Source organism: Desulfuromonas sp. AOP6 (assembly GCF_009731355.2).
Lineage (GTDB): Bacteria > Desulfobacterota > Desulfuromonadia > Desulfuromonadales > SZUA-540 > SZUA-540.
Genome location: NZ_AP022810.1, coordinates 1976644 through 2001481 on the forward strand (window position 1 = coordinate 1976644; position 24838 = coordinate 2001481).

At 57.3% G+C, this 24838-nt stretch carries 25 protein-coding genes; 6 read left to right on the forward strand and 19 right to left on the reverse strand.

The window, feature by feature from the left end:
- Positions 1-163: 163 nt before the first annotated feature.
- The 14 genes from hfq to rimI all read right to left on the reverse strand — a co-directional run bounded on the left by hfq (position 164) and on the right by rimI (position 15874).
- Positions 164-397: an RNA chaperone Hfq gene (gene hfq / locus AOP6_RS09295; protein WP_155876468.1), complete on the reverse strand. Its 234-nt coding sequence runs from the start codon at positions 395-397 to the stop codon at positions 164-166.
- A 10-nt stretch (positions 398-407) separates the two neighbouring features.
- Positions 408-1355: a tRNA (adenosine(37)-N6)-dimethylallyltransferase MiaA gene (gene miaA, locus AOP6_RS09300; RefSeq protein WP_155876469.1), complete on the reverse strand. Its 948-nt coding sequence runs from the start codon at positions 1353-1355 to the stop codon at positions 408-410.
- Entirely contained in the window at positions 1355-3154 is a 1800-nt protein-coding gene (gene mutL, locus AOP6_RS09305; protein WP_155876470.1) for a DNA mismatch repair endonuclease MutL, read from the reverse strand. The genes miaA and mutL overlap by 1 nt, the downstream gene beginning before the upstream one ends.
- Before the next feature lie 100 nt (positions 3155-3254).
- A complete protein-coding gene (locus AOP6_RS09310) occupies positions 3255-4157 on the reverse strand; it encodes an AAA family ATPase (RefSeq protein ID WP_155876471.1) in 903 nt (300 codons plus the stop codon).
- 25 nt (positions 4158-4182) lie between these two features.
- Positions 4183-6372: a hypothetical protein gene (locus AOP6_RS09315; RefSeq protein ID WP_155876472.1), complete on the reverse strand. Its 2190-nt coding sequence runs from the start codon at positions 6370-6372 to the stop codon at positions 4183-4185.
- Positions 6373-6524: 152 nt separating this feature from the next.
- Positions 6525-7919 carry a glucose-6-phosphate isomerase gene (locus AOP6_RS09320; RefSeq protein WP_155876473.1) on the reverse strand — a complete coding sequence of 465 codons (1395 nt, stop codon included), beginning with the start codon at positions 7917-7919 and terminating at the stop codon, positions 6525-6527.
- A gap of 61 nt (positions 7920-7980) precedes the next feature.
- Complete coding sequence (locus AOP6_RS09325; protein WP_155876474.1) at positions 7981-8703, reverse strand: pseudouridine synthase; 723 nt, start codon at positions 8701-8703, stop codon at positions 7981-7983.
- On the reverse strand, positions 8696-9295 hold the full coding sequence (scpB, locus tag AOP6_RS09330) for an SMC-Scp complex subunit ScpB (RefSeq protein ID WP_225897268.1): 600 nt from the start codon (positions 9293-9295) through the stop codon (positions 8696-8698). Before scpB ends, AOP6_RS09325 begins: the two co-directional genes overlap by 8 nt.
- On the reverse strand, positions 9282-10049 hold the full coding sequence (locus AOP6_RS09335; protein ID WP_155876476.1) for a segregation/condensation protein A: 768 nt from the start codon (positions 10047-10049) through the stop codon (positions 9282-9284). The genes scpB and AOP6_RS09335 overlap by 14 nt, the downstream gene beginning before the upstream one ends.
- A gap of 12 nt (positions 10050-10061) precedes the next feature.
- Positions 10062-10748 carry a site-2 protease family protein gene (locus AOP6_RS09340; RefSeq protein WP_155876477.1) on the reverse strand — a complete coding sequence of 229 codons (687 nt, stop codon included), beginning with the start codon at positions 10746-10748 and terminating at the stop codon, positions 10062-10064.
- A gap of 108 nt (positions 10749-10856) precedes the next feature.
- On the reverse strand, positions 10857-13523 hold the full coding sequence (locus AOP6_RS09345; protein ID WP_155876478.1) for a CBS domain-containing protein: 2667 nt from the start codon (positions 13521-13523) through the stop codon (positions 10857-10859).
- Positions 13524-13539: 16 nt separating this feature from the next.
- Positions 13540-14463, reverse strand: coding sequence for a dihydroorotate dehydrogenase (locus AOP6_RS09350; RefSeq protein WP_155877691.1), 924 nt, complete (start codon positions 14461-14463; stop codon positions 13540-13542).
- 23 nt (positions 14464-14486) lie between these two features.
- Positions 14487-15344 carry a dihydroorotate dehydrogenase electron transfer subunit gene (locus AOP6_RS09355; RefSeq protein ID WP_155876479.1) on the reverse strand — a complete coding sequence of 286 codons (858 nt, stop codon included), beginning with the start codon at positions 15342-15344 and terminating at the stop codon, positions 14487-14489.
- A gap of 89 nt (positions 15345-15433) precedes the next feature.
- Positions 15434-15874 (reverse strand): ribosomal protein S18-alanine N-acetyltransferase, encoded by a 441-nt coding sequence (rimI, locus tag AOP6_RS09360; RefSeq protein WP_213194532.1) that lies wholly within the window; start codon positions 15872-15874, stop codon positions 15434-15436.
- Between the two features lie 289 nt (positions 15875-16163).
- Between rimI and purM the strand changes: the two genes are divergently transcribed.
- From purM to rpmB, 6 genes are all read left to right on the forward strand, one after another.
- Complete coding sequence (purM, locus tag AOP6_RS09365) at positions 16164-17213, forward strand: phosphoribosylformylglycinamidine cyclo-ligase (RefSeq protein WP_155876481.1); 1050 nt, start codon at positions 16164-16166, stop codon at positions 17211-17213.
- 55 nt (positions 17214-17268) lie between these two features.
- Positions 17269-17940 (forward strand): phosphoribosylglycinamide formyltransferase, encoded by a 672-nt coding sequence (gene purN / locus AOP6_RS09370; protein ID WP_155876482.1) that lies wholly within the window; start codon positions 17269-17271, stop codon positions 17938-17940.
- 16 nt (positions 17941-17956) lie between these two features.
- Positions 17957-19210, forward strand: coding sequence for a hypothetical protein (locus tag AOP6_RS09375; protein WP_155876483.1), 1254 nt, complete (start codon positions 17957-17959; stop codon positions 19208-19210).
- A 131-nt stretch (positions 19211-19341) separates the two neighbouring features.
- Entirely contained in the window at positions 19342-19617 is a 276-nt protein-coding gene (locus tag AOP6_RS09380) for a hypothetical protein (protein WP_155876484.1), read from the forward strand.
- A gap of 64 nt (positions 19618-19681) precedes the next feature.
- The gene (locus tag AOP6_RS09385) at positions 19682-19960 is read left to right on the forward strand and encodes a hypothetical protein (protein ID WP_155876485.1); all 279 of its coding nucleotides are present in this window, start codon (positions 19682-19684) and stop codon (positions 19958-19960) included.
- A gap of 148 nt (positions 19961-20108) precedes the next feature.
- On the forward strand, positions 20109-20300 hold the full coding sequence (rpmB, locus tag AOP6_RS09390; RefSeq protein WP_155876486.1) for a 50S ribosomal protein L28: 192 nt from the start codon (positions 20109-20111) through the stop codon (positions 20298-20300).
- A gap of 91 nt (positions 20301-20391) precedes the next feature.
- Here rpmB and AOP6_RS09395 read toward each other — a convergent pair whose 3' ends face one another.
- The 5 genes from AOP6_RS09395 to AOP6_RS09415 all read right to left on the reverse strand — a co-directional run bounded on the left by AOP6_RS09395 (position 20392) and on the right by AOP6_RS09415 (position 24838).
- Entirely contained in the window at positions 20392-20772 is a 381-nt protein-coding gene (locus AOP6_RS09395; protein ID WP_155876487.1) for a RidA family protein, read from the reverse strand.
- A 23-nt stretch (positions 20773-20795) separates the two neighbouring features.
- A complete protein-coding gene (locus tag AOP6_RS09400; RefSeq protein WP_155876488.1) occupies positions 20796-22949 on the reverse strand; it encodes a bifunctional (p)ppGpp synthetase/guanosine-3',5'-bis(diphosphate) 3'-pyrophosphohydrolase in 2154 nt (717 codons plus the stop codon).
- A gap of 87 nt (positions 22950-23036) precedes the next feature.
- Positions 23037-23246 (reverse strand): DNA-directed RNA polymerase subunit omega, encoded by a 210-nt coding sequence (gene rpoZ, locus AOP6_RS09405; RefSeq protein WP_155876489.1) that lies wholly within the window; start codon positions 23244-23246, stop codon positions 23037-23039.
- A 52-nt stretch (positions 23247-23298) separates the two neighbouring features.
- Positions 23299-23970 carry a guanylate kinase gene (gene gmk / locus AOP6_RS09410; protein ID WP_155876490.1) on the reverse strand — a complete coding sequence of 224 codons (672 nt, stop codon included), beginning with the start codon at positions 23968-23970 and terminating at the stop codon, positions 23299-23301.
- Positions 23960-24838 carry a YicC/YloC family endoribonuclease gene (locus AOP6_RS09415; protein ID WP_155876491.1) on the reverse strand — a complete coding sequence of 293 codons (879 nt, stop codon included), beginning with the start codon at positions 24836-24838 and terminating at the stop codon, positions 23960-23962. The genes gmk and AOP6_RS09415 overlap by 11 nt, the downstream gene beginning before the upstream one ends.

Sequence of the window (24838 nt, forward strand, 5' to 3'; positions counted from 1 at the left end):
TAAATAAACCCTGTTCTCCAAGCATTCTTTCCAAAAAGAAAAAGACCCCTGCAAGGAGGTCTTGGTCTTACCACGACAAGAGCCTGTTTTCAACGAATAGTGCAAAGCCGAAAGAGTACAGGTTGTCCCGGCAGGGCATTTACATCCTGCCGGGACAACCTACCTAGTCCTTGCCCCCATGGAGACGGAAGGCACCGTCAGCTGAGGTGATCGAACTGATGGCATGCTTGTAGAGCAGAATATCACCGCTGCTTTCAACAAGCAGACAGAAGCTGTCGAAAGACTTGATATACCCGGTCAGTTTTTCGCCGGACATCATCATCACGATTACCTTGACCCGCTCCTTGCGGGCCTGGTTGAGGTACTGATCCTGGATATTGAACGGGGTCTTGGCCATATCCTCTCCTTTATGATGCGACATAAAAACATTCCATCAACTCGTGGATTTTATCAGACTCCTTTGAGGAATCAACCCAAATAATGGTGGAATCTCGCCGGAACCAGGTCATTTGTCTCTTAGCGTAGCGGCGGCTCTGCTGCTGTATCCGTGCTATGGCCTCATCCAGAGAAATTTCCCCCTGCAAAAAATGGATGATCTCCCGGTAGCCGATGGTCTGCATCGACTTGAGAAGGGGCGAGTATCCCTTGGCGAGAAGACTCTCGACCTCATCCACCAGACCCATTTCCACCATCCGGTGTACCCTCTCGTCGATGCGCCGGTACAAGGCGTCACGATCCGCCGTTACCCCGATTTTGAGCAGGCGAAAAGGGTTATCGGAAAAGCCATGCCGCGCCTGCAGTTCGGAGAGACGTCTCCCCGTCAATTCGAATACTTCGAGAGCCCTGACAAGGCGCACCTGATCACGGGGTGAAAGCCGCTCTGCCATGACCGGGTCGACCTGCTGCAACCGCGCATGAAGGGTTCCCATCCCCTGTTGATCTTCGAGGTCGGTCAGGCGGGTACGCAGCGATTCGTCGGCAGCCGGTGCCTCCAGCAATCCCTCCGTAAACGTCTTGATATAGAGCCCTGTCCCCCCTACCAGCAGAGGGCGGTGGCCGCGAAGAGTAATGGACCTCAAGGCCGCCCGGGAGAGGGTTACAAAACGACCGGCGGTGAACTCTTCGTCGGGATCGACCACATCGACCAGATGATGCGGAACAGCGGCACGTTCCTGTCCGGTCGCTTTGGCCGTGCCGATATCCATCCCCCGGTAAACCTGACGGGAATCCGCTGAAATGATTTCGACAGGGAATTTTTCGGCAAGGTTCAGGGCCAGGGCGGTTTTTCCCGAAGCTGTCGGACCACAGATGACCACCAGAGGCAGCGGGCCCTCTTGGGAAAAATCAACACTCATCAGGTCCTCTTGAACATCTTTTCGATCTCTCCCCGTGACAGACGCTGCATAACCGGGCGACCGTGCGGACAGTGACCTTTAAAATCGACTGTGTCCATATCGTTGAGCAAAGCCTGCATCTGCGGCAGGGACAATTTCTGATTGGCCCGGACCATGGTGTGACAGGCCATAAGGATGAGGACCTGGTCCAGAGCTTCTTCCAGCATATCACTTTGGCCGATCTGGGCCAGTTCTCCGGCGACGTCCCGCAGCAGGGCGACGGGATCGGCCTTGTGCAGCAGCTGTGGCACGGCCTTGAGAACAAAACTGTTGCCGCCGAAAGGCTCCATTTCAAAACCGAGACGCTGCAGATCGTCCAAATGTTCCTGCACAAGAGCCGCCTGCCGAAAGTCGAATTCCAGCACATCAGGAAAAAGCAAAGCTTGCCGCTCAATCTTTCCTTGGCGCAATTGACTTTTGAGACGTTCAAAGCCGATGCGCTCATGGGCCGCATGCTGATCGATAAGAATGAGATCGTCGCCTTCCTGGCAGAGTAGATAGGAATGACCGAACTGTCCGATAAGAATCAGGGAGGAAAAGAAGCCGGCGGACGAATCCCTGCAAATGTTCTTTTCCGGAAGCGAAAGTGCCGGTGCCGAAGGCGAACCAAAGGGATCTGCCACTTCCCTGGCCTCGAAACGCGGGGCGGACGACGGCGCCGGCAGCGGCAAACCCGGGGGCAAAGGGGACGATATGGGGCGACTGGCATCTTCCCACGGTGCACGAGCATCCCGGCCGATCTCCGGCCGAGGCTCCTCCTTCAACCAGGCAGCCGGACGCAGAGCGTCCCGCACGGTCGCCGCGATAAAATCATGAACCAGGGATTGCTCGCGAAAGCGCACTTCGTGCTTGGTCGGATGAACATTGACGTCCACCAATTGCGGGTCCATCTCGATGAAGAGAACGACCACCGGGTACCTCCCCTTCAAGAGCAGATTCCGGTAACCGTCCAGGATGGCGTGCTGTATAACACGATCCCGCACATAGCGTCCGTTCACGAAAGCAAACATGGCCGATGTCGTCGAGCGGGTGGAGGACGGCTGGGAAACCAGTCCGGTGACCTTCAAATCCTGCCCGTCGCCTTCGACGGCAACCAGATCGCTGGCCAGGGTTTTCCCTAGAAGGGCAAGGGCTCTCTGTCGAAGGCTGTCGTGCCGGTAAACATCGAGCAGGACGCGGCCGTTATGGCTGAGCTTGAACTGAACATCGGGACGGGCCAGCGCCATTTTTGTCACGACGTCACCGATGTGGCCCAGCTCCGTTTCCTCGCGACGAAGAAATTTTCGCCGTGCCGGTAGATTGAAGAAGAGATTGCGAACCTCGATTGTTGTCCCCCGGGGCATGCCAATGGCATCCGCCCGTCTGACGGTACCGCCTTCAAGATAGATCTCGCTTCCTTCGAGAGAGTCCTCCTCCCGCGTTCGCAAGGTCAGGCGCGAGACAGCGGCAATGGAAGGCAGAGCCTCACCGCGAAAGCCCAGGGTGCGAATGGCGAAAAGATCCTCATCCGTCCTTATCTTGCTGGTGGCGTGGCGTTCCAGGGACAAAAAGGCGTCCTCCCGTCCCATACCGGAACCGTTATCCACGATACGGATCAGGCTTCTGCCCCCCTTTTCAACTTCAACGCGCACTTCGGTAGCGCCGGCGTCCAGGGAATTTTCCACCAGCTCTTTCACGACCGAAGAAGGCCGCTCGACCACTTCGCCGGCAGCAATCTGGTTACACAGTTTTTCGGGGAGCAGTTGAATACGGTGTTTCATACGGTTCCCTTGTCCATGCGGCCAAGTCTTTGGGAAAAAAAGAGACGGCCGTAGGGTCCCGGCCGTCTCTTTTCGTGTTCAATTCCTGGATACGGACTTTTCAGGAGTTCTGTTCAAGACTTTCGAGCATGTTTTCGATTTCGTCAAAATCAGCCAGGTCGTCTTTTTGGGAGCCGCTGGAGAGGGGCTTGCTCAAAAGACCCAGATCTCCTGCCACACTTGAGACAACCTTGAGGCTCACGGAGGGGAGCTTCTGCAGGTAGGCCTCAAACAGGCAGTTGTCGCAAATTGTGTTGATCAGGCGCGGAACACCTCCGGCAAAGCTGTGAATGGCCGCAATGGTATCCGGCTCAAAAAGCATCCTTTTTGATTTGGCCACCCGCAGACGATGCTTGATGTAGGCCTCGGTGGCTTCGACGGTAAAGGACTTGAGATTGTATTTGACCGCCACCCTTTGGGCCAGGGGTTCATCTAGCCGCAGGCAGTCTTCCACTTCGTGTAGGCCGAAGAAGACAATATTCAGCAGTTTCTTCCCGGGGATTTCCAGATTGAGGAGTCCGCGGAATTCTTCCATGAGTTCCTTGGTCTGCATCATCTGAGCCTCGTCGATGAGCACGACGGCCTTGCGGCCACTCTCTTCGATCTCCAGCAGACGCTCGAACAGCTGTTTGATCAAGGTGAGACGATCAGGCGCGGGATCTTCGACCCCAAGCTGCATGGCAATTCGGGTCAGAATCCATTCCGGCGTCACACTGGAGTGAATCATGACCAGAAGGGAGGATTCGTACTTGTCGTCAGGAAGACTGTCGAGCATGCGGCGAGCCAGGGTCGTCTTGCCAGTGCCGATCCCACCTACCAGTAGCGCCAGTCCTTTGTTGGAATCAACAGCGTAACGCAGGCGGATCAAGGCCTGACTGTGCTGTTCACTATTGAAGTAAAAGCGAGCGTCTGGAGCGTTGGAAAAGGGCTCTCTTTCCAGGCCGAAATGTTCGCTGTAACTCATGAAATACCTCTGAACTCAAAACAGGCTAAACGAAAGAAATTCGATCTTTTTTGGATTTTCCGGCCCCGTCGTCATTCCCGGCCGCCCTTGAAATTCCGAGATCATTGCCAAGGAGGGTCAACTTTTCCGAAACATTGCGGAAAAAGGAGTCGGCCGAGGCAACGCGCTTGAAACACTCAAAGGCCTCGCGGGGTTTACCCCACACCTCATAAAGCAGGCCAAGTTCATAATAGATGCTGATACGCTCTTCATTGTCCAGCCCGTCATTGGCCAGACCCGTCTTGAAAGTGTGTTCGGCGTTTTCGAAAGAGCCTTTTTCTGCCAGACAGATGCCCTTGGCGGTAATGCCGTCGACAAATCGGGCCGGATTTTTCATGGTCTTTTCGAATTCAACGATGGCATCATCCAGAAGACCCATTTCCTTGTAGGCAATCCCCAGGCTGTAGTGGGCTTCGGCATCTTCGCCGCCGATCTGGGCATCGACCCCTTTTTTGAACTCGGAGAAAACACCGTCAAACTGGAATCGATCCGACTCATCAACCCCTTCCATCCCTTCCGTGGCGTCGAGCGCACCATCGTCCATGATTTCTGCAGCCAGATCGAAGTAGCCATCATCCGGTTCCTCTGCAGGAGCGGGGGCAGACTGAAGTCGGCGGGACTGTATTTCACCAAGCTTTTCCAGAGCGGCTTCAAGAGACGGATCCGAGGCCAGCAGGCGCTGACAGATCTGCTCAGCCTCGTCTAGCAGATCCTGCTGCAGATAAAATTGCGCCTCTTCAAGCTCGGACTCGACCGTAGGCGCGGGAACCGACTCGACGGGGACCTCGTCCTCTTCAAGGAGTTCCTCTAGATCTTCTTCAAGGTCGGCAACAGGCTGCAGATCAAGTTCTAGATCGACAACGCCATCATCCACATCATCTTCGACTTCCTCAGCAAGCTCGATCTCTTCATCGGCGACCTCCAACTCGAGATCCATCTCGATTTCCTGGTCGTCAACCGCCTCGACAAGGTCAGCCTCCGCAAGCGTGTCTACACCATCAGGCTCAGCTATTTCGTCCAGGGCCAGGGCATCGACCTCCTCCGCTTTCGACTCTTCCAATTCCTCCAATTCTTCAAGAACGGGCGGAGATTCTTCCGTGGTCGCGGAGGATGCCTCGTCGACAAAAGAACCATCGCCGGCGCGTGAAAGCAGATCGAAGAGTTTGTCGCCCTCCCCGGCCTCTTCATAAAGACTTTTAAGGGTCCCGATAACCCGTTGATCCTTAGGCAAAGCCTCAAACAGACCTTCGTAAAGATCCTTAAGAACATCGACCTTTTCCGCTTTTTTGAACGCTTCCCTGACCGGCTCCAGGGCCTCCAGGGCAGCGGCGGCCTTGTCCAGTTGCAAAAAGAGTCGGGCGTGCTCTTCCTGCATGACCAGGTCGGCGGGATCAACTTTAAGGAGATGGTTTACCGTAACCCGCGCATTTTCCAGATCACCCGTTTCCCTATAGGCCCAAGCCAGGGTCTTAAGGATGAAGACATTGTCGGGATTATTCTTGATCAGGCCCTTGAGCCACTGCATCCCTTTTTCGATCTCCCCCTCACGAATGAAGGTCTGGGCAAGGCCGGCTTTCAGGTCGATATTGTCAGGGAAAAGGGGGATAAAAATTTCGTAGAGCTTCAGAAGCCTGGGCCAGTCCTGTTTCTCTTCGAGAACCTTGCACACTTCGTCGAATTCAGTGAGGGCTTTATCGGGGCTGCCACCATCCACATAGCTCTCGGCAATCTTTACCCGGATGGAAAGATTCTCGGGATCAAGCTTTTTCATTTTTTCCAGAACACCGACAGCCTCGCCGGGCTTATTCTGCTTTTCATAGAGGCTGACCAGGGAACGGTACTCGGCCAAGGCGTTGCCGGCCAGACCCTGTTTTTCATTGAGCTCGGCCAGACGCTGATAAAACCGAGGCTGGGCCGCATCCAGCCTTTGCATCTGCTTGTAGACAGCAATGGCCTTCAGATAAAAACCGGTATCGGAAAAATGCTTGGCGACCGCCTCATATTCGACAATGGCCTCTTCAACCATTTTGGCCCGGCTCATCAGTTCAGCCAGTTTCTGCCGGTGGCGGATATCCTTCGCATCGACACTGACCAGCTTCTGGTAGTCCTTGATGGCCTTGCCCAACTGACCTTTCTGGATATTTTTCTGCGCGGACGCCAGTAATTTTTCTTTCATAGATTCTATGCCACCTGAAGGAGAAATCCGCTAGTGAAAATGCGTCCGTCTAACCTAAACTATCGTCACCTGGACTGTCAAGGCTAAAGAAGACTGATTTTATCTTTAGAAAACAAAGAGGTAGGACTTCTTGTCCACCATCTGGGGTCCACCTAGACAAAGCGCTCCTTGACTCCCCGAAACCAGTTGTCGAAAGCCTGACGTTTCTGGTCGTACCCTTTTCGCCCCATCAGAGCGTAAGTGTACTCCTTGCCTTCCTCGACGCCCGGCTGATCGAGAGGATCGACACCGAAGAGCCCGCCGGCAAAGACGGTCTGCACCTCAAGCATGTAGACCAGCGCCCCAAGGGAATGGGCCGAAAGATCGGGCAGAGTCAGAGTGCAGTTGGGTCGACCGTTGGTGGAAAGAGCCATAGCTGTTGCCTTTTGTTCGCTGCGAATCAGTTCGGCCAGGGTTTTGCCCTGCAGATAGTCGAGTTCCGGTGCTCCCGGCACCGCCGGGATAATGAGATCTGCCCCATAGTCATCCAGGGCCAGAAAGGTGACGACTTTGTCAAAAGGCCCTTCCATGTACAATTGCACCTGGCTGTGCTGATCGGTGGTTCCCAGCGCCTTCACAGGAGTAGGCCCCACGTGAATCACCTGTCCATCCAGGCCGTATTTTTTCCCAAGGCTCTCCGCCCAAAGCTGGCGGTACCAGTCGGCCATATCCCGCAAACCGTCACTGTAGGGCATCATGACCGAGATCGGCATGTTCTTGCGGTAGGCCAGATACTGCAGGGCCGCGTTGATATAGGCGGGGTTTCTGCGGAAATCCTCCAGGGTGGCCCGTTTCTCCATGGCCATAGCGCCGGCAAGAAGTTCACGCACATCGACGCCAACGGCCGCCAGGGGCAAAAGCCCGACAGGCGTGAAAACAGAAAAACGCCCTCCAACCTCCGCTGGGATGGAAAGGGAACGGTAACCCTGTTCGTCGGCCAGCCGTCGCAGCACGCCCTTGTCCGGATCGGTGATAAGAATAAAGTGGCGGTTCACCTCTTTACCGCAGACGCCCGCCGCCCACTGGCGGGCAATAGCGAACTGGCTCATGGTCTCAACGGTGGTGCCCGACTTGCTGATAATCAGAAAAACAGTGCGCAAAGGATCGAGCAGATCGAGGGTCTGGGCCACACCGGCGGGGTCCACATTGTCCAGAACATGCAGGCGGGGATAGGAGCCCCTCTTCGCTGACGACAGCAGGTTGTGATGAAAAGGACGCAGGGCCCTGAAAAGAGCCAGGGTTCCAAGGGCAGAACCACCAATACCCAGAACGACAAGATCGTCAAAATCCCTGCGAAGATCGGCCGCCAGAGTGATAACCTCTTCGAGGGTCGCCCGGTCAAAAGGAAGATCGTAAAAAGGAAGGCTTCCCTGTTGGCGCGCCGCCATCAGTTGACGATGAATCTCCAGGGTCCTGGGCTCCAGGGCGTTGAGATCGGCATCGTGGATTCCCTGCATCTCTCCCACGGCATCAGCCATCATATTGGTGTAATCAAGACGAATTTCCATAACGGCTCCCTCATGGACAGGTGGTTGGCACTAAGGAATGAATGGTCAAGTATGCCAGAGATCAGAGCCTTTTCAATCGGCTGACCTCGGCCGGGGTGAGATGCCGAAACTTGCCCGGAGGAATATCCTTGAGGTCCAGAAAGGCCAGGCGAACGCGTTTGAGACGACTCACGGGGTGGCCAACCGCCTCGCACATGCGCCGCACTTGCCGATTGCGCCCTTCATGGATGGTGATTTCGAACCAGGTGTGGCTGCCGGACTGACGCACACGCTCGACCCGGGCCGGCGCCGTAGGGCCGTCCTCCAGGTTAACGCCCTCCTGCAGCCGCTTTTGGGCAGCCGCGGTCAGAGCCCCTCGCACCCGAACCAGATAGGTCTTGTCCACCTCATGACGGGGATGGGCCAGACGCTGGGCGAAATCGCCATCATTGGTCAGGATGAGCAACCCTTCCGTCATGAAGTCGAGACGTCCGACCGGGTAGAGCCGGGCATCCACCTCACGCACCAGGTCCGTGACCAGAGGGCGACCCTGGGGATCCCGCAGGGAAGTCAGATATCCTGCCGGCTTGTTGAGCAGGATATAGGTGCGGCGGCCTTGGATGGCCAGAGGTTTGCCGTCGACTGCCACCTCATCGCGGGCCATGTCGGCCGTGTCTCCCAGGGTGGCCAGGCGGCCATTCACCGTCACCCTCCCCGCCTCGATCCATTTTTCCGCCTGCCTTCTGGAAGCGAGTCCGGCCGCAGCGATGATCTTCTGCAGCCTTTCGGCGGCGCCTTTATTCATCCAACTCATCCTCGGGCCAGCCGTGCCCCGCCCCGTCTTCAAGATGCGCCCCTTCCGTTTCCAGCGTTTCCGGAGTCAACTCGCTGAACTCTTTCAAGGTCGGCAGACTGGAAAGGTCGGCCAAGCCGAATACCTGCAGAAACTCGGCAGTCGTTCCATACAGCAGAGGCCGCCCGGCGATATCTTTTTTGCCCAGGATACGGATGAGATGCTTATCCAGCAGGGTTTTGACGACGCCGCCTGAATCGACCCCACGCAGATATTCGACCTCGGCCCGTGTCACCGGCTGTCGGTAGGCGATAATGGCAAGGGTCTCCAACGCCGCCCGGGAAAACTTGAAGGGCCGGTTCTTCTGCAGACGCCGCACCCATTCGGCATATTCGGGACGGCTGCGGAACTGGTAGCCTCCCGCCACCTCCTGCAGGTGAAAACCGCGCCGCATGGTCTCATAGTCGCGCACCAGTTCCCGCAGAACCGTCACGATCACCTCTTTGTCCACGTCGAGGGCCTCCGCCAGCCTCTCCGCCTTGATCGGCGCCTCGGAAGCAAAAACAAGGCTCTCTACGATGGTCTTGATCTCAGTGGTATCCAAGGGTCTCCTCATCCACGGGGCAGGTCGCCCCCTCGGCGCTCCCCTCCGCGGGATAAAGCCAGATAGGGCCATGTTTTTCGTTCTGCATCAGGCGGAGCAGACGCAACTTGACCAGTTCGAGCATGGCCAGGAAGGTGACCACGATCTCATGCCGGTCGGGCTTTTCGCTGAACAGTTCGGTAAAGAGCAGGTTTTCACGGCTATTAAAGAGATCCAGAATGCCATGGATACGTTCGGTAACGGAAAGCCTCTCCGCATCCACCTCGTGCGCCGGCGCTTCGGGATGTTCCTTCAGAAAAAAACGAAACGCCTCGACCAGTTCGTAGATGCCCACGGCCTCGAACTCCGTCTCTGTCGCCACTTCGGCCTCGGGCTCCAGAAAATCCCGCACAAAGACATCCCGCTGCAGCTGCGGAAAGGCATCGAGCATCTCCGCGGCATCCTTGTATTTCTGGTATTCGAGCAGACGGCGAACCAGTTCGGCGCGGGGATCTTCCTCTTCCTCCTCCTGTTCCTCCTCTTCGCTGGCCGGCAGCAGCAGGCGCGACTTGATATGAATCAGGGTCGCCGCCATGAGCAGAAACTCTCCGGCCACGTCGAGATTGAGATTTTTCATGGCATCGATAAAGGCCAGATACTGGGCGGTGATCGCCGCCATGGGGATATCGTAGATATCCATCTCGTTCTTTTTGATGAGATGGAGGAGCAGATCGAGGGGCCCTTCGAAATTTTCAATTTTAACCTGATAGGCCATGAAGCAGTGGCCTCAGTTTCCGAAAAGAAATTGCATGACATATTCCACCACACCCACCTGGGGACCGGCCAGTTTGCCAACCACGAACCAGATGAGGGGGTAAAGAAAAAGTCGCCAGACATCGGTGAAGAAAATGACGAAGATGATGATGACAAACCCGAAAGGCTCCAGGCGAGCCAGCATATCGGCCTGTTTCTTGGGGAGAATGCCAGTCAACACGCGGCCGCCGTCGAGAGGGGGCACGGGAATCAGGTTGAAAATGGCCAGGATGACATTGATCAGCAGACTGAAGGATACCATGAGCACAATAGGTTCAAAGGCGGCCTGCAGCAGGGTTCCTTCCAGAATTTTCAACTCGGCTATCACTGCCATGACACGCAGCAGCAACGCCGAAAGTAAGGCCAGGGCGAAATTGCTCAAGGGGCCGGCCAGAGCCACCCAGACCATGTTCTGCTTGGGATTTTTAAGGTTGTTGAAATTGACGGGGACGGGCCGCGCCCACCCGAAGCCGAAAAACAGCAGGGCCAGCGTACCGATAGGGTCGAGGTGCTTGAGCGGATTGAGAGTCAGGCGGCCTAAAAGACGGGCAGTCGGATCACCGAACTTTTCGGCAAAAAAGCCGTGGGACAACTCATGCACGGTAACCGCCAGCAAGGCGGGAACCAGCATGATCGAAATTTTGACCAGAATTTGTTCCATTGTGGCAGATCCGTTTCGAGAGCAGGGTAAAATTTCTTAACAGATACGGCAGAGCAAGTCAATGAATCCCTCGGCCCGCCTCAGCCTTCCAACCTGATGTAAGGGCTTCTATTCATGATCATCGCCCTCGGTTGACAAAAAACGCTTGCGCACCATGGCCAGTTCATCCTCACGGGTGACCACGCGCCCGGCAAGACGCGCCTTGAGCAGAGCGGCCAGAATCGTTTTGTACTGGGGGCCAGGCGGAATACCGAGACTGCGCAGATCATGTCCATTGAGCAGCGGGACGACATCGCGCAACTGAGTGACAAAAAGGGAGATCCAGCGTCTCACTTCTTCGCAGGAGGCCCGGGCCATGAGAAAGAGCAGGATCTCGGTGGAGAGGGGGTCCAGCCAGCGGTGCAGGTCAACAGGACCGGGGAGCGATTGCCGACTGTGGCGGCGTTCCAGAAGCTGCAGGACGCGCAGACCTTCCCGACGTTCCTCCATAAACACCTGCCGCTGCCTGGGCGGGACATCCAGGCGTTCACAGCACCCGCGCACGGCAGCATGATCAAGATCAGCGAGCAGGCAGAGAAAATAGACCTGCCAGGCCTGGCAGGTTTTCCCCGTGTAGAGCAGTTCGAACCAGTTCAGAATACGCGGCGCCCTCTCGAAAAGCTGCCGGATGCCAGGGTTCACCTCGAGCCCGGCCTGCAGGCGTTGAAGGAGGCCGAACTCTCCCATGCGCAACAGGGCCGGCAAAGGCGCCGCCTCTTTTAGAATAATGACCAGTTCGTTATAGATGCGACGCCCTCCCGCCTTGGCAAGAAAGCCCATGCGCACGGCACTGAGGAGCAACTGCTGGGTGTGAACGCCAAGATGAAAGCCAAGGCGCTGTTCAAAGCGTATCGCGCGAAAAATGCGGGTCGGATCCTCGACAAAGCTCAGGCTGTGCAGAACACGGACAGCCTTTTCTTTGAGATCTTTCTGGGCGCCAAAAAAATCGATCAGCTCACCATAGTGGGCCTCATTTAGAGCAATTGCCAAAGTGTTGATGGTGAAGTCGCGCCGATAAAGGTCGAGCTTGATGCCGGCATGCTCGACCTGGGGCAAGGCACCGGGGGCGGTGTAATATTCCATGCGGGCCGAAGCGATATCGAGCTTGAAGCCGTCCGGAAAAATCAGCACCGCCGTGCCGAACTTTTTGTGCGAACGGATGCGACAGCCCTGATCCGCCGCGCAGGCTTCAGCAAAGGCGATGCCGTCACCTTCGACCACGATATCGATATCGAGATTTTCCTGCTCCAGGAGCAGGTCGCGCACAAAACCGCCGACAGCGAAGATGCTGACACCCTGCTCATCGGCAATGCTCCCGAACCGCCGCAGAAGGTCCTGAATGCGCTGGGGCAACTGTTCGGCCAGCATGCGCTCAACCCGTCGTTTTTTAAGACCGCCGCCGCCAACAAGGGTATCGATCGCCTCGGTCCCTGTACGCAGGGCGCGGGCGCCAGAAATCATATGACGCAGAAGGTCTGTACGGGTGATGGCGCCGACGAGGCGGCCTTCCTCCACCACCGGGATAAAACGCTGATTACGCTCCATCAGCTGTTCCTGCAGCACGGCAATAGGGGTACGGGGATCGACCTCGAAGAAATCTCCGGTCATATAATCGTTGACCGGCTGCTCGGCCAGCCCATGGTGAACAGCCCGGTCCGCCAGCTGGCGGGTGATCAGCCCGACCACCCGGTTGTCGTCCACCACGGGAAGCGCATTGATGTTGTAGCGGGTGAAAATAGCGCGCGTATCACGCATACTGGCGTTTTTAGCGATGGTTTTGACCGGCGAGGACATGAGGTGGCGGGCTTCCCAGCGGGGTTGAACATGCTGCTGCAACACCGAGGGAAGTCGATCGACGATTTCCAGCAGGGTCAGATCGCGCACCGTCGCCGAGGCGGCAAAGGAATGACCGCCACCACCGAAGCGGGAGAAAATCTGGCCCATGTCGACTTCGGGTGCCCGGGAGCGTCCCACCATAAAGACCCGTCCGCCCAGGCGCACAACCACGATCAGGGCCTGCGTCCCTTCCATGTCCATGAGCTTATGAGCCAATACGGCAAGATCGCCGACAAAGTGGTCGGCCGAGGCCTGGGCGATGACCACTTCGACACCGGCGATGTTGAGAATGGTGCGGGACTCGATCAGATCATGCAGCAGTGCCACCTGGTCGGCGGTCAGTTCCTGGGTAAGAAAATCGGCGACCGTGTTGAGGTCGGCGCCATGGGAGAGGAGAAAGGCGGCGGCCAGATAATCATCCGTGGTCGTGGAACTGAAGAGCAGGCTGCCGGTATCTTCATAGAGGCCGAGCATCATCATAGTCGCCTCTGCCGCCGTCGGCTCGATGCCCCGCTGTCGGAAGATACCGGTCAGGACCGTCACCGTGGAGCCGACCGGCTCAATGTGCTCCACGACCCCTTTGAGATCAGCCTTGCCGGCCGGATGGTGATCGTAGATATGAATTTCCACATTGTCCCGGCGGGACACTTCGCCGAAAGGGCCAATGCGGTCGGACTGACGCACGTCCACCAGGATAAGACGGCTGACCTGCTCCAGGTCGATATCCTTCACGCGCTTGAAAAGGCCCGGATCCACCTCCCCTTCCTGCAGAAACTCACGCAGATTTCTCTCCTGCGCCCCGGCAAAGACCATATGGGCCCCAGGGTAGAGCCGACGGGCGGCAATCATGCTGCCAAGGCAGTCGAAATCGGCATTGACGTGAGTGGTGATAACTTCCATGATTCTCCGGCCAGCCTCAGAGTTGCAGGCTGCCTATCAGCTGATGGATATCCGAGATCCCCTCTTCCACACAGAAAGCCTCGATGCCGTCGATAATGGTGATCATGGCGGCGGGATCGACAAAGTTGGCGGTTCCCACCTGCACGGCCTTAGCCCCCACGATGAGAAACTCCAGGGCATCGACAGGACGCATGATGCCGCCGACGCCGATGACGGGTACCTTGACGGCCTGCACTACCTGGTGAACCATGCGCACCGCCACCGGCCGGATGGCCGGCCCTGAAAGGCCACCCGTCCTGTTGGCCAGGCGCGGCCGCCGGGTCTTGACGTCAACGGCCATGCCGGTGAGGGTATTGATGCAGCAGATGGCATCAGCTCCCGCCTCTTCAGCCGCCCGGGCCGTCACCGAGATATCCGTAACGTTGGGAGTCAGCTTGACGATAAGGGGTTTGTTCAGATGTTTGCGTACCAGGCCGACCACTTCGGAGGCGGCCACAGGGTCGGTACCGAAGACGATGCCGCCCTGCTTGACATTGGGACAGGAGATGTTCAGTTCCACTCCGGCCACCTCGGGAATATCGGAAAGCCGCCGGGCCACCTCGCCATACTCATCCAGGGTATTGCCGAAGAAGTTGACGATGACCGGTGTGTTGATCTCCCGCAGGAAGGGAAGCTTATGCTGGATAAAGGCATCCACGCCGACATTCTGCAGACCGATGGCGTTGAGCATGCCGCTGATGGTCTCGGCGATGCGCGGCGTCGGGTTACCAGCCTTGGGCGCCAGCGACAGCCCCTTGGTCACGATGGCTCCGAGGCGCTCGAGGTCCATAAAGGGCGCATATTCTTCGCCGTAACCGAAGGTACCCGAGGCCGGCATGACCGGGTTCTTCAGCTTAATGCCGGCGATCTCCACCGCCAGGCTGGGGCGTTTGTTCTTCATTCCGTTTTCTTTGGTCTTTCCGCTCATATCTTGCATCCCTCGCAATATCCGGGCTCCTGCCCCAGTTTCGTCCAATCCAGTTGTTCTGCCCGAAAGACCGGCCCCTCCTTGCAGGAGCATAGATAACGTGGGCTGGCCTCGCTGTGCCCGGCGCCTTTGACCACACAACCGAGACAGGCACCGACTCCGCAGGCCATGAGGGCTTCCAGCGACACCTGCAGGGGCACCCCGCGCGCGGCACAGATTTCCTGCACCGCCTCAATCATCGGCATGGGTCCGCAGGCATAGACGGAGGCGTTGGGATACTTGTCGAGCTTGCGCAACAGCACCTGGGTCACCAATCCCTCTTCCCCCAGGCTGCCGTCATCGGTGGATACATAGGTCTCCACCCCTAAACGCTCGAATTCGGTCACGGCCAGGATATCTTCCCGCGTTCGCCCACCCATCAGCAGGCGCACAGAGCTTTTCCTGGTTAACTCTCGGGCCAGCATGTAAAGAGGTACGAGACCGATGCCACCACCCACCAGAATCTTCTGCTCACCGGGTGCGCCCAGATCAAAGCCCCTGCCCAGCGGACCGAGAACTTCCACTTTGCTGCCTACCTGAAGATGGCTCATGATCTCCGTGCCACGGCCGACGACCTTGTAGAGAATCTCCACAAACTCCTTGGGAGGCTGGCCGTCGCAGTCGGCCGGCATGAAACCCATGCGGAAGATCCCGAAAGGACGCCGCAGCAGGGGCGGCAGGGACGTTTGCACCCGGAACATGAGGAACTGGCCGGGCTTGGCCTTGCTGCCGAAACCGGGCGCCAGGATACGCATGCGATAATATCCGCTGGATATCTCCTGGTTGGACAGCACTACGGTTTTGTAATTCTTCATACCTACTCTCTCTCCTGTTAATCCCAATCTAAGTCCGTGAGTACGAGTGAGGGGTGAGGAGTGAGGGGTAAAAGCTCACACCTCACACCTCACACCTCAAGCTGCATCACCAAGGCATCCTCGCCATCGCCATAATATCCGGGGCGACGGGAAATCTCCCGAAAGCCGAAACGCCGATAAAGGGCGATGGCGTCGGCATTATGAATACGCACTTCCAGAAAAACCTTCTCCAAACCGGCTGCTCGACCCTGCTCCAGCGTCTTTTCGAGCAGCCTGGCAGCGACTCCCCGGCGGCGACACGGCGGGTCGGTCGCCACGTTGAGAATGGTCATCTCGCCGCACACAAGACTGGAGCAGAGAAAACCCGCCAAACGATCCTCGATAAAGAGCAGATCGATACGGCTGTGTGGATTTTCCAGCTCGGCCCGAAAAGAGGCTGCCGACCAGGGATGCGAATGGCAGCACCCTTCAATGCGCAGAACCTCTTCCAGGTCCTGAAGCGTCATGGGGCGGATAAACGCAGGATCCAATCGCACTCTCCCTGAAACAGAGGAACCACCATGGGCAGGCCGGCACGGTATAGAGGAAAAATTTGCCGTGACATCAGGGCAAATTCGGATAAAATATGGAACCTGCGGAGACAATTTACGGAAGCGCCGCCGCGATCGCCCCATGTTGTGGCCCGCTATATTAATGCACCCCTTCCCCCCCTGTAAAGAACTAATGCGGACCCGGTCTTCTGGCGGCAGATTGCCATTGACAAGGGGGGATCATTGATTTACAAAGGGTCCACTTTTCACCATCAAGGAGGCTGCAGCGTTGAGCCAAAAAGACAAAAGTACCTACAGGGACGCCGGCGTGGACATTGATGCCGGCAATCGCTTTGTGCAGATGATCAAACCCCTCGTCAAGGCCACCACGCGCCCCGAGGTCAAAACCGATATCGGCGGATTTGGCGGCCTGTTCTCCCTTCATGCCGACAAGTACAAGAGGCCTACCCTCGTCTCCTCCACCGATGGAGTCGGGACCAAGCTCAAACTGGCCTTCATGATGGACAAACATGACACGGTGGGCATCGACCTCGTGGCCATGTGCGTCAACGATATTATCGTTCAGGGCGCCGAGCCCCTCTTCTTTCTTGACTACCTGGCCACGGGCAAGCTTTCTCCTGAAAAAGCGGTGGAGATCGTCAAGGGCATCTCCGAAGGCTGCGTCCAGGCCGGCTGTGCCCTCATCGGCGGGGAAACCGCCGAGATGCCCGGCATGTACAGCGAGGGGGAATATGACCTGGCCGGTTTCACTGTTGGCGTGGTCGACGACGACAGAATCATTGACGGTTCCAGCATCACCGTCGGTGATGCCATTATCGGCATTGCTTCGAGCGGTCTGCATTCCAATGGCTATTCCCTGGCCCGCAAAGTCTTCTTCGAGAAAATGGGCCTGTCCGTCGACAGTCGCCTGGATGAACTGCAAGCCCCTCTGGGAGAGACTCTGCTCACTCCCACCCGCATATACGTCAAAGCGATCCTCAACCTGATACGCGACTTCCAGATCAAAGGCATGGCCCACATCACCGGGGGCGGTGTTCTTGAAAACATCCCCCGCGTACTCCCTAAAAACTGCCGGGCCATACTGAAAAAGGACAGCTGGCCCAAGCCGGCCATCTTTGAAGTGCTGCGCCAGGGCGGCAACATTGACGAAACCGAGATGTATCGGACCTTCAACTACGGTATCGGCATGGTTCTCGTCGTGCCGGCGGCTGAAGCCGAAGATATCCTCAGCCGTCTCGGCGGGCTTCAGGAAAAAGCCTTTCTCATCGGCGAAGTGGCCAAATGCCCCGACTGTGACGAGCAGGTAAAACTGGTCTGAACCCTTGCTGGCAGTCGAAAAGGTCCTGACTCATTCATCACACACAAGGGAAACCGTGGCACAGAAAGTACGCATAGGCGCTCTCGCCTCGGGCGGAGGCACAAACCTGCAGGCCATTATAGACCGTTGCCTGGATCTTTCCATCGACGCCGAAATCGTCCTGGTCATCAGCAACAATCCTGAGGCTGGCGCCCTGGAACGGGCCCGCAAGGCCAATCTCCCCTACCGCTGCGTCAACCACCGCGATTATGACTCCCGCGAGAGCTACGACCAGGCCCTGGTGGATACCCTGCAGGAAGCCCGGGTCGATCTGGTGGTGCTTGCCGGTTTCATGCGCCTGCTCACCCCTGTCCTGCTCGATGCCTTTCCTGGCCGCATCATGAACATCCACCCTGCCCTGCTCCCTGCCTTTCCAGGTCTGCACGTGCAGCGCAAAGCGATCGAGTACGGCGCCCGCTTTTCCGGTTGCACCGTCCATTTCGTCGACAGCGGTGTGGATACCGGCCCGATCATCATCCAGGCCGTGGTACCGGTTTTGGACGACGACACCGAGGAAACCCTCGCCGCCCGCATCCTGAAACAGGAACACCGGATCTACCCCCAGGCTATCCAGCTTTTTGCCCAGGGCAGACTGCATATTGAAGGTCGGCGCGTTCGCATCATACCGCCCCTCCCCGCCCCGGAGAACGCTCTCACCAACCCCCCCGTCGAGATTTCCAAGACCTAAGGCGCGAGAGATCAGCGTGAGACAAAAACACTACGACATTGCCATCCTTGGGGAAAGTCTGGCCGCGAGAGTGGCAGCCGCCCTGCTCGCCCGCCGAGGCTACAGGGTTGCCTTCTTCCGGGAACCCCATACCGTCTCGCCCTGGCTTTTCTCTTCCTTTCATCTGCAGCAGCTGCTGTTGTCCCTTGGCGGGCGCTCCTGCGCTGCCTCCGCCCGCCCTCTGCAGATTCTGACCCCTCAGTCCCGCTGGGAAATCCACGGACGCCATTCCAAACAGGAAGAGCTCTTTCGCGAATTTCCTGATCAGCATGAGCAGGTTACTAAACTGCTCAAGGAGCTGGCCGCCAGAGGCGAACGTCTGGAGCGCAGCCTCTGGCGAAACCGCAAAGATTCCCTGGCGAGTCGTCCCCTTCATGCCAATCTGCGCGCCAGGGGTCTGTTCAGGCTCTTCAGGAAGCCTTTGTTCGCCGCCATTGAGCAAACTCTTGGGGACAGCGCGGCGGCGGCATCCCTCATCACGCTGTTTGAAGGAGTTTCAGGCCAACCCATAAGAAAGCTTTCCCTGGCAGAAGGCGCCCTGCTCTGGAGCTGGGTCCGACAACATGAAACCGTCTCCGTTTCCGGCCTCGAAGAACTACTGCTGCACCGCTTCGACCAGTTCCACGGGGACACTCTTGAGCTTGCCGAGGTCGCGACCCTGACCAGGGCCGGTCGCCATCTGCAAAGCCTTACGCTCAAGGATGGCGGCGTCTGCTCTGCCGACCATTTTGTCCTCGGCAGCCTCGCCGGCGCCTGGCTGTTGCCACCGCCCTTTGAACTGCCGACCTCCGAGCCCACGGCAGCGGCCTTTGTGACCAGCCCCTTGGCCCGCCTTTCGCCCATGTTGGCACGACGGATGATCCTGCGGGCATCGTCCACCATCCGGCTCACCCTGACCGCCACCCCCCCGCGCACCTGCCGTATCGAGACAATACCCTCACAGACTGCCTCCGACATCAGTTCAGCGACCTTGCGCGAAGAGCTAACCCCCATTTTTCCTTTTATTGATTTCACCTTGAGTGAGGCCCCTTCTCTTGAGAGGATCCCTGCCTTAAGCAAGCCATTTTTCGCTCGTCCTTTGCCGGGATTGGTCAATTCAGTCCAACTTCAGGGGAACCTGCTGCTGGCCGAGGGAGCCAGCGTATGGCCGGCCCTTGGCCTCTCGGGCGACATCCTGGTTGGCTATGCCGTGGCCGAAAGGCTCAGTGGAAAAGCCTTCAAAAACGATTAATCACCGTGAAAGACTTCCTTTTAAAACCGGTATTAGGCGTAAAGCGATTGCAATAGTCCAGGGCGCTTGGATCACATCTTGACAAACGAACCCGGCGATATACAATGCTATCAAAAATAGCGGGAGGCAACATGGTTAAGACGCGACAGAAAAATCTTCGCCTAAACCCTGAGGATGAGAAAAATCTGCAAAGGATTGCTCAATTCGAGGGGCGCTCTGAGCAGGACGTACTGCGAGACTCCCTCCACATGTACGTGCGCGCTGTTGATGAACGTCGAGAGTTTTTGGCCTCTGTCGAGCAAGGGTGGATGGAAATTCACTCCGGCCTGGGCACAACGGTAACCGATACCGACGACTTTTTTGAGTCCCTTCGCAGTGGTCTAAGTGACAAAAATGCTCCCGCTTAAACGGTCTCCCCAATATGAGCGGCGCATAAGATTCTATGTAGAGAACATAGCAGAACGTTATGGTGTGGCCGTTGCTGAAACTTTCATCGCGGCAGTCGAGCGACAAGAAAAGCTTATCAAGGAACACAACCAGGTCGGTGTAAACGTCCCCTACATTTTGGCTGGACGCCAGGTTATCCTGAAGGAGCTCACCTTCGACTCCGGTCCCATGAGATATTGCCTGATTTACGAAGTTTTGGATGACTGCGTTCCCTTGATTTCCTTGTGGCATGGAGTCGGTGCTCGCAGCGAAGCATATCTGACTCGACTGTGGCGAAGGAGCGACCCTTCGCGCCAGGACTGATGACTGTGATCGATAGACTGTTATTCCCCGGCTCAATGCTTTCTTTTCCAGCAAAAAGCCAAAATTTTTATGAGGCAAAATTTTCTTGCAATACGCCGAAATGCGTGATAACAATTGGCGTTCGAAACTTCCAGGAGGTCAAATTACCATGTCTAAGGTCTGTGAAATTTGCGGCAAGGGTCGCACTACTGGCAACAATGTCAGCCATGCACACAACAAAACGCGCAAAGTCTGGCTTCCCAATCTGCAGAAGGTCAAAACCGTCAGCAATGGCACCGTCCGTTCCGTCAAAGTATGCACCCGCTGCATCCGTTCCGGGGCGGTAACCAAACCTGCCTGATTGCACCGTTGCCGTCATCATCAAAAAAGAGGGGCTGCCTTGAACAGGCGCCCCTCTTTTTTGTATCTTCTCTGCATCCAGCCAAAAGTTTTCAGCCTCGGAAAGCCACCCACTCGATCTCAATCGCTGCCCCTTTGGGCAGGGCCGCCACCTGCACGGTAGCTCTCGCCGGATAGATCCCCGAAAAAAACTCGCCATAGATGCCGTTGACCACAGTAAAGTCCGCCAGGTCCGTCAGGTAGATCGTGGTCTTGACGACATGAGAAAAGTCGAGCCCGGCCGCCGCCAGCGCCTCCCCCATATTGGCCATGACTTGCCGCGTCTGTTTGTCAATGCCGCCAGAGACCAGCTCCCCGCTCGCCGGCTCCAGCGGAATCTGTCCTGAATAAAAGACAAAATCACCCGCCGCCACCCCCTGGGAATAGGGGCCGATAGCGGCTGGCGCCTTATCCGTCTCGATTTTTTCCATCATCAACCACTCCTCTCCCCGTTGCCTCAGTTCCGTATACGCTCGACCTTGTAGACACCCTTGACCTTGCGAATCGCCGCCATGACCCGGTTCAGATGTTCCAGATCCTGCACATCGACCTCGAAGGTGTTGACCCCCTTGTGGTCTGGCGTCGAATGAACACTGGCGGTGATGATATTCGCCTCGCAGTTACTGATAGCCCCGGAGATACCGGCGAGTATGCCCTTCTGGTTCTGGCAGTAGGCCCGAATCTTGACAGGCCGGGAAGTCTTTTTCTTGCGGTCCCACTCCAGCACGACGCGCCTCTCCGGATCCCCTTCCATGGCATGGGGGCAGTCTTCCGCATGCACGGTCACTCCCCGGCCGCGGGTGATGAAGCCGATAACGGGGTCACCGGGCAGGGGATTGCAGCATTTGGCGAAACGCACCAGGATATCCTCGATGCCGTCAATCTTCAGGGCGCTGGTGGGCTTCCGGCGGATTTTATCCAGAACCTTCTCGAAGCGCCCCGGGGTGGGACGCTCTTCCCGCAGTTTTTCCTGGGGCACGACACGACCGATCACCTGTCCGAGGGAAACCTTGCCATAACCGAGAGCGGCCAGCAGATCGTCCACCCGCTTGAAGCCGAGTTCCTCAACAGCATGGGCCATTTCCGGGGAAACGGCCACCTTCTTCAGCGAAAAACCATACTTGCGCAGTTCTTTTTCGAAAAGATCGCGGCCAAGCTCAATACTCTTCTCGCGCTGTTCGGTCTTGACCCACTGACGGATCTTGTTGCGCGCCTTGGAGGTACGCACAAAGGCCAGCCAGTCCTTGCTCGGTGACTGGTTCTGTGAGGTGATAACCTCGACGATGTCCCCGTTGTGGAGGGGTGTCTTCAGGGGTACGAGTTTGCCGTTGACGCGGGAGCCGACACAATGATGCCCCACATCGGTATGAACGCTGTAGGCAAAATCGACCGGGGTGGAACCGCGGGGAAGTTCCTTGACATCGCCGTCAGGCGTGAAGACATAGACCTCTTCGGGGAAAAGATCGACCTTGACCGTCGACATGAACTCGCGGCTGTCGTCAAGCTCACGCTGCCATTCGAGGAGCTGGCGCAGCCAGGCGAATTTCCGGTCTTCACGGGCGGCGGCCGGAGTGCTCCCCCCCTCCTTGTACTTCCAGTGGGCGGCGATTCCCTCCTCGGCGATCCCGTGCATTTCCTCGGTGCGGATCTGCACCTCCATGCGCTCCCCGAAAGGGCCCATGACCGTGGTGTGCAGGGATTGGTAGAGATTCGCCTTGGGCATGGCGATGTAGTCTTTGAAGCGACCAGGGATCGGTTTCCAGGTGGAGTGGATAATGCCGAGCACCGCATAACAGTCCCGTACCGACTGCACAATGATGCGAAAAGCGATGAGATCGTAAATCTGATCGAGATCGATGCCTTGCCGCAGCATCTTGTTGTAGACCGAGGCCAGGTGTTTCGAACGGCCGCTCACCTCACCGTCAATGCCATTCTCCTGCAGTTTTTTATGGATAATGCCCTTGACGTCGTTGACATATTTGACCCGTTCCTTGATCCGTTTGTCGATGCCGGCGGCCAGTTCTCTGTAGGTCTCGGGCTCCAGATAGCGCAGGGAGAGGTCTTCCAGTTCGCTCTTGATCCAGCTGATTCCCAGGCGGTTGGCCAGGGGTACATAGATATCCTTCGTCTCCTGAGCGAGCATCCGGCGTCTCGGTTCCGGCTGGCGGTCAAGGGTCCGCATATTGGCAAGTCGATCGGCCAGCTTGACGAGAATGACACGGATATCCCGCGCCATGGCCAGCAGCATCTTGCGGAAATTCTCCGCCTGCCGCTCCTCATTGGTGCGAAAGGTCATTTTGGCGATCTTGGTGACGCCGTCTACCAGCGCGGCCACTTCGTCGCCAAACTCTTGCCGCAGGGTGTCCAGGGATACGATGGAGTTTTCGATGGTGTCGTGCAGAAGGCCGGTCATGACCGTGGCCACGTCCATGCGCAGCTGGGCCAGAATGTTGGCAACCTCCATCACGTGGTCGAGGGAGGACTCACCAGACGGGCGTTGGCGCCCCTCGTGAATACGGGTGCTGTAGTCGCATCCTCGGCGCAGCAAGTCGAGATCGGCGCCGGGATGGTACTTTTGAACTTTCTTGAGGATGTCTTCTGGCTGGGTCATGACGACTCTACCCGGCTCGTGTTCGACATACGACCGGCAGGCGATTTCCACCTGCCGGTTCGCGTAGAGTCAGGAAGGAAGAAGGGTCTAGCTCTTTTTGCGGGTGGGAATTTCGTAATCCACCTTGCCGGCGGCGATCTCACGCAAGGCCAGAACAATCTTCTTGTTGCGGGCCTTGTTTTCGATCAGGGCAGCCCCCCCTTTATACAGCTGCTTGGAACGCTTGGCGGCGATCATGACAAGCAGAAAGCGATTCGGGACTTCTTTAAGACAGTCTTCAACAGTAATACGGGCCATGAATGAGTTCTCCTGAGGCGTAATAAGGGAATCGCGATCGATCCCAAAGTTTTTAGATAAAATCCTGGGTCAGCATGTCTTCGACCAGTCCCGGATACCGTCGGACCCGACAGCGTTCCGCCAAAATAATGGCTTTGAGCTGTTCCAGAGCCGTGGCAAAAAGGTCGTTGATCACCACGAAATCGTACCGCGGCACCTGGGCAATTTCGTGGCGGGCATTGGCGAGACGCCGGAGAATAACTTCTTCACTGTCCGTCTGGCGTCCCTGCAGCCGTCGCATCAGCTCATCCAGGCTCGGCGGCAGGATGAAGATAAAGACTGCCTGTCGGCAGGTCTTGCGCAACTGCTCCGCCCCCTGACAATCGATATCGAGCAGGACATCCTCGCCCTGCTCCATCGCCTCTGTCAAGGTGGCAAGCGCCGTGCCGTAGCGGTTACCATGAACCTCGGCCCATTCGGCGAATTCGCCGCGCGCCACCATGGCGGCGAAGGTCTCGGCGGAAACAAAATGGTAGTCGATGCCGTCCACTTCCCCCGGCCGCATGGGGCGGGTCGTGTAGGAAACAGACTGCCGCAGAGAGGGGAAAAAGTCAATGACTTCCTTGCACAAGGAGGTCTTCCCGGCCCCGGAAGGGGCGGAGATGACGAAGAGGCTGCCCAGGCCATCCGTCGGCTTTACAGCCCCGGACTGGCGCTGATCCGCCCTTTTGGCCTCACTCGACATTCTGCACCTGTTCCCGCACCTTTTCCAGTTCGGCCTTGATGGCCACCACCTGCCGGGTCAACTCGGCGTCGTTGGACTTGGAACCCATGGTATTGACTTCGCGGTTGAGCTCCTGCACCAGAAAATCCATCTGCCGCCCCACCGGTTCGTCACTGCGGAAAAGACCGCGGAACTGACTCAGATGACTGCGAAAACGCACGAGCTCTTCACTGATGTCACAGCGGTCGGCAAAAACGGCGATCTCCTGGGCGACGCGCTGTTCGTCAACGGCTACGTCGCCGGCCAGACGGGCCAGGCGCTCTTTCAGCTTGCCCTGCCATTCGGCCGCCACCTGGGGCGCCCTTCCTTCGACAGCGCCCAGTAACTTTTCCATGACTTCCAGCCGCGCCTCCATGTCACGCAGGGTGGCCTCCCCTTCCCGCACCCGCATCCCCTCCAGGGCCTGCAGGGCCTGGCTCAAGGCGCTGTCCAGGCAGGCTTTCAGGCTCTCCTGCGGCAGATCCCCCTCCTTCAGGGTCACCACCTCTTTCTGAGACACCAGCAGAGAGAGGGGAATGCCGCCATCCACGGGAAATTCCGTGCGCATATCCTCGAAAAGGGCCACATAAGCAGCGGCCAGAGGGCGGTTCAGGGTCGGCACCATGACACCGTTGCCATTAATTTCCTGGGTGATGAAGACATCGATCTTACCGCGCTTGAGCTTTTCGCTGACGCCCTTTTTGATCTCCGTCTCCAGGGCCATCATCGTGCGCGGCGCCTTGATGGTCACATCCCCGTAGCGATGATTGACCGATTTGATCTCCACGCTCAGAGCCAACCCTTCCCCTTGGGCCTGGCCCTTGCCATAGCCCGTCATGCTTTTAATCAT

Bases quoted from the DNA above. Each gene is read 5' to 3' on its own strand.
- AOP6_RS09325 (WP_155876474.1), bottom strand. From the start codon at position 8,703: ATGAATAAAGGCGCCGCCGAAAGGCTGCAGAAGATCATCGCTGCGGCC.
- AOP6_RS09320 (WP_155876473.1), bottom strand. From the start codon at position 7,919: ATGGAAATTCGTCTTGATTACACCAATATGATGGCTGATGCCGTGGGA.
- AOP6_RS09335 (WP_155876476.1), bottom strand. From the start codon at position 10,049: ATGGCCTATCAGGTTAAAATTGAAAATTTCGAAGGGCCCCTCGATCTG.
- AOP6_RS09310 (WP_155876471.1), bottom strand. From the start codon at position 4,157: ATGAGTTACAGCGAACATTTCGGCCTGGAAAGAGAGCCCTTTTCCAAC.
- mutL (WP_155876470.1), bottom strand. From the start codon at position 3,154: ATGAAACACCGTATTCAACTGCTCCCCGAAAAACTGTGTAACCAGATT.
- AOP6_RS09345 (WP_155876478.1), bottom strand. From the start codon at position 13,523: ATGGAAGTTATCACCACTCACGTCAATGCCGATTTCGACTGCCTTGGC.
- hfq (WP_155876468.1), bottom strand. From the start codon at position 397: ATGGCCAAGACCCCGTTCAATATCCAGGATCAGTACCTCAACCAGGCC.
- rpmB (WP_155876486.1), top strand. From the start codon at position 20,109: ATGTCTAAGGTCTGTGAAATTTGCGGCAAGGGTCGCACTACTGGCAAC.
- AOP6_RS09350 (WP_155877691.1), bottom strand. From the start codon at position 14,463: ATGAAGAACAAACGCCCCAGCCTGGCGGTGGAGATCGCCGGCATTAAG.
- AOP6_RS09340 (WP_155876477.1), bottom strand. From the start codon at position 10,748: ATGGAACAAATTCTGGTCAAAATTTCGATCATGCTGGTTCCCGCCTTG.
- AOP6_RS09395 (WP_155876487.1), bottom strand. From the start codon at position 20,772: ATGATGGAAAAAATCGAGACGGATAAGGCGCCAGCCGCTATCGGCCCC.
- AOP6_RS09380 (WP_155876484.1), top strand. From the start codon at position 19,342: ATGGTTAAGACGCGACAGAAAAATCTTCGCCTAAACCCTGAGGATGAG.
- rpoZ (WP_155876489.1), bottom strand. From the start codon at position 23,246: ATGGCCCGTATTACTGTTGAAGACTGTCTTAAAGAAGTCCCGAATCGC.
- AOP6_RS09400 (WP_155876488.1), bottom strand. From the start codon at position 22,949: ATGACCCAGCCAGAAGACATCCTCAAGAAAGTTCAAAAGTACCATCCC.
- AOP6_RS09355 (WP_155876479.1), bottom strand. From the start codon at position 15,344: ATGAAGAATTACAAAACCGTAGTGCTGTCCAACCAGGAGATATCCAGC.
- miaA (WP_155876469.1), bottom strand. From the start codon at position 1,355: ATGAGTGTTGATTTTTCCCAAGAGGGCCCGCTGCCTCTGGTGGTCATC.
- AOP6_RS09415 (WP_155876491.1), bottom strand. From the start codon at position 24,838: ATGATTAAAAGCATGACGGGCTATGGCAAGGGCCAGGCCCAAGGGGAA.
- AOP6_RS09315 (WP_155876472.1), bottom strand. From the start codon at position 6,372: ATGAAAGAAAAATTACTGGCGTCCGCGCAGAAAAATATCCAGAAAGGT.
- gmk (WP_155876490.1), bottom strand. From the start codon at position 23,970: ATGTCGAGTGAGGCCAAAAGGGCGGATCAGCGCCAGTCCGGGGCTGTA.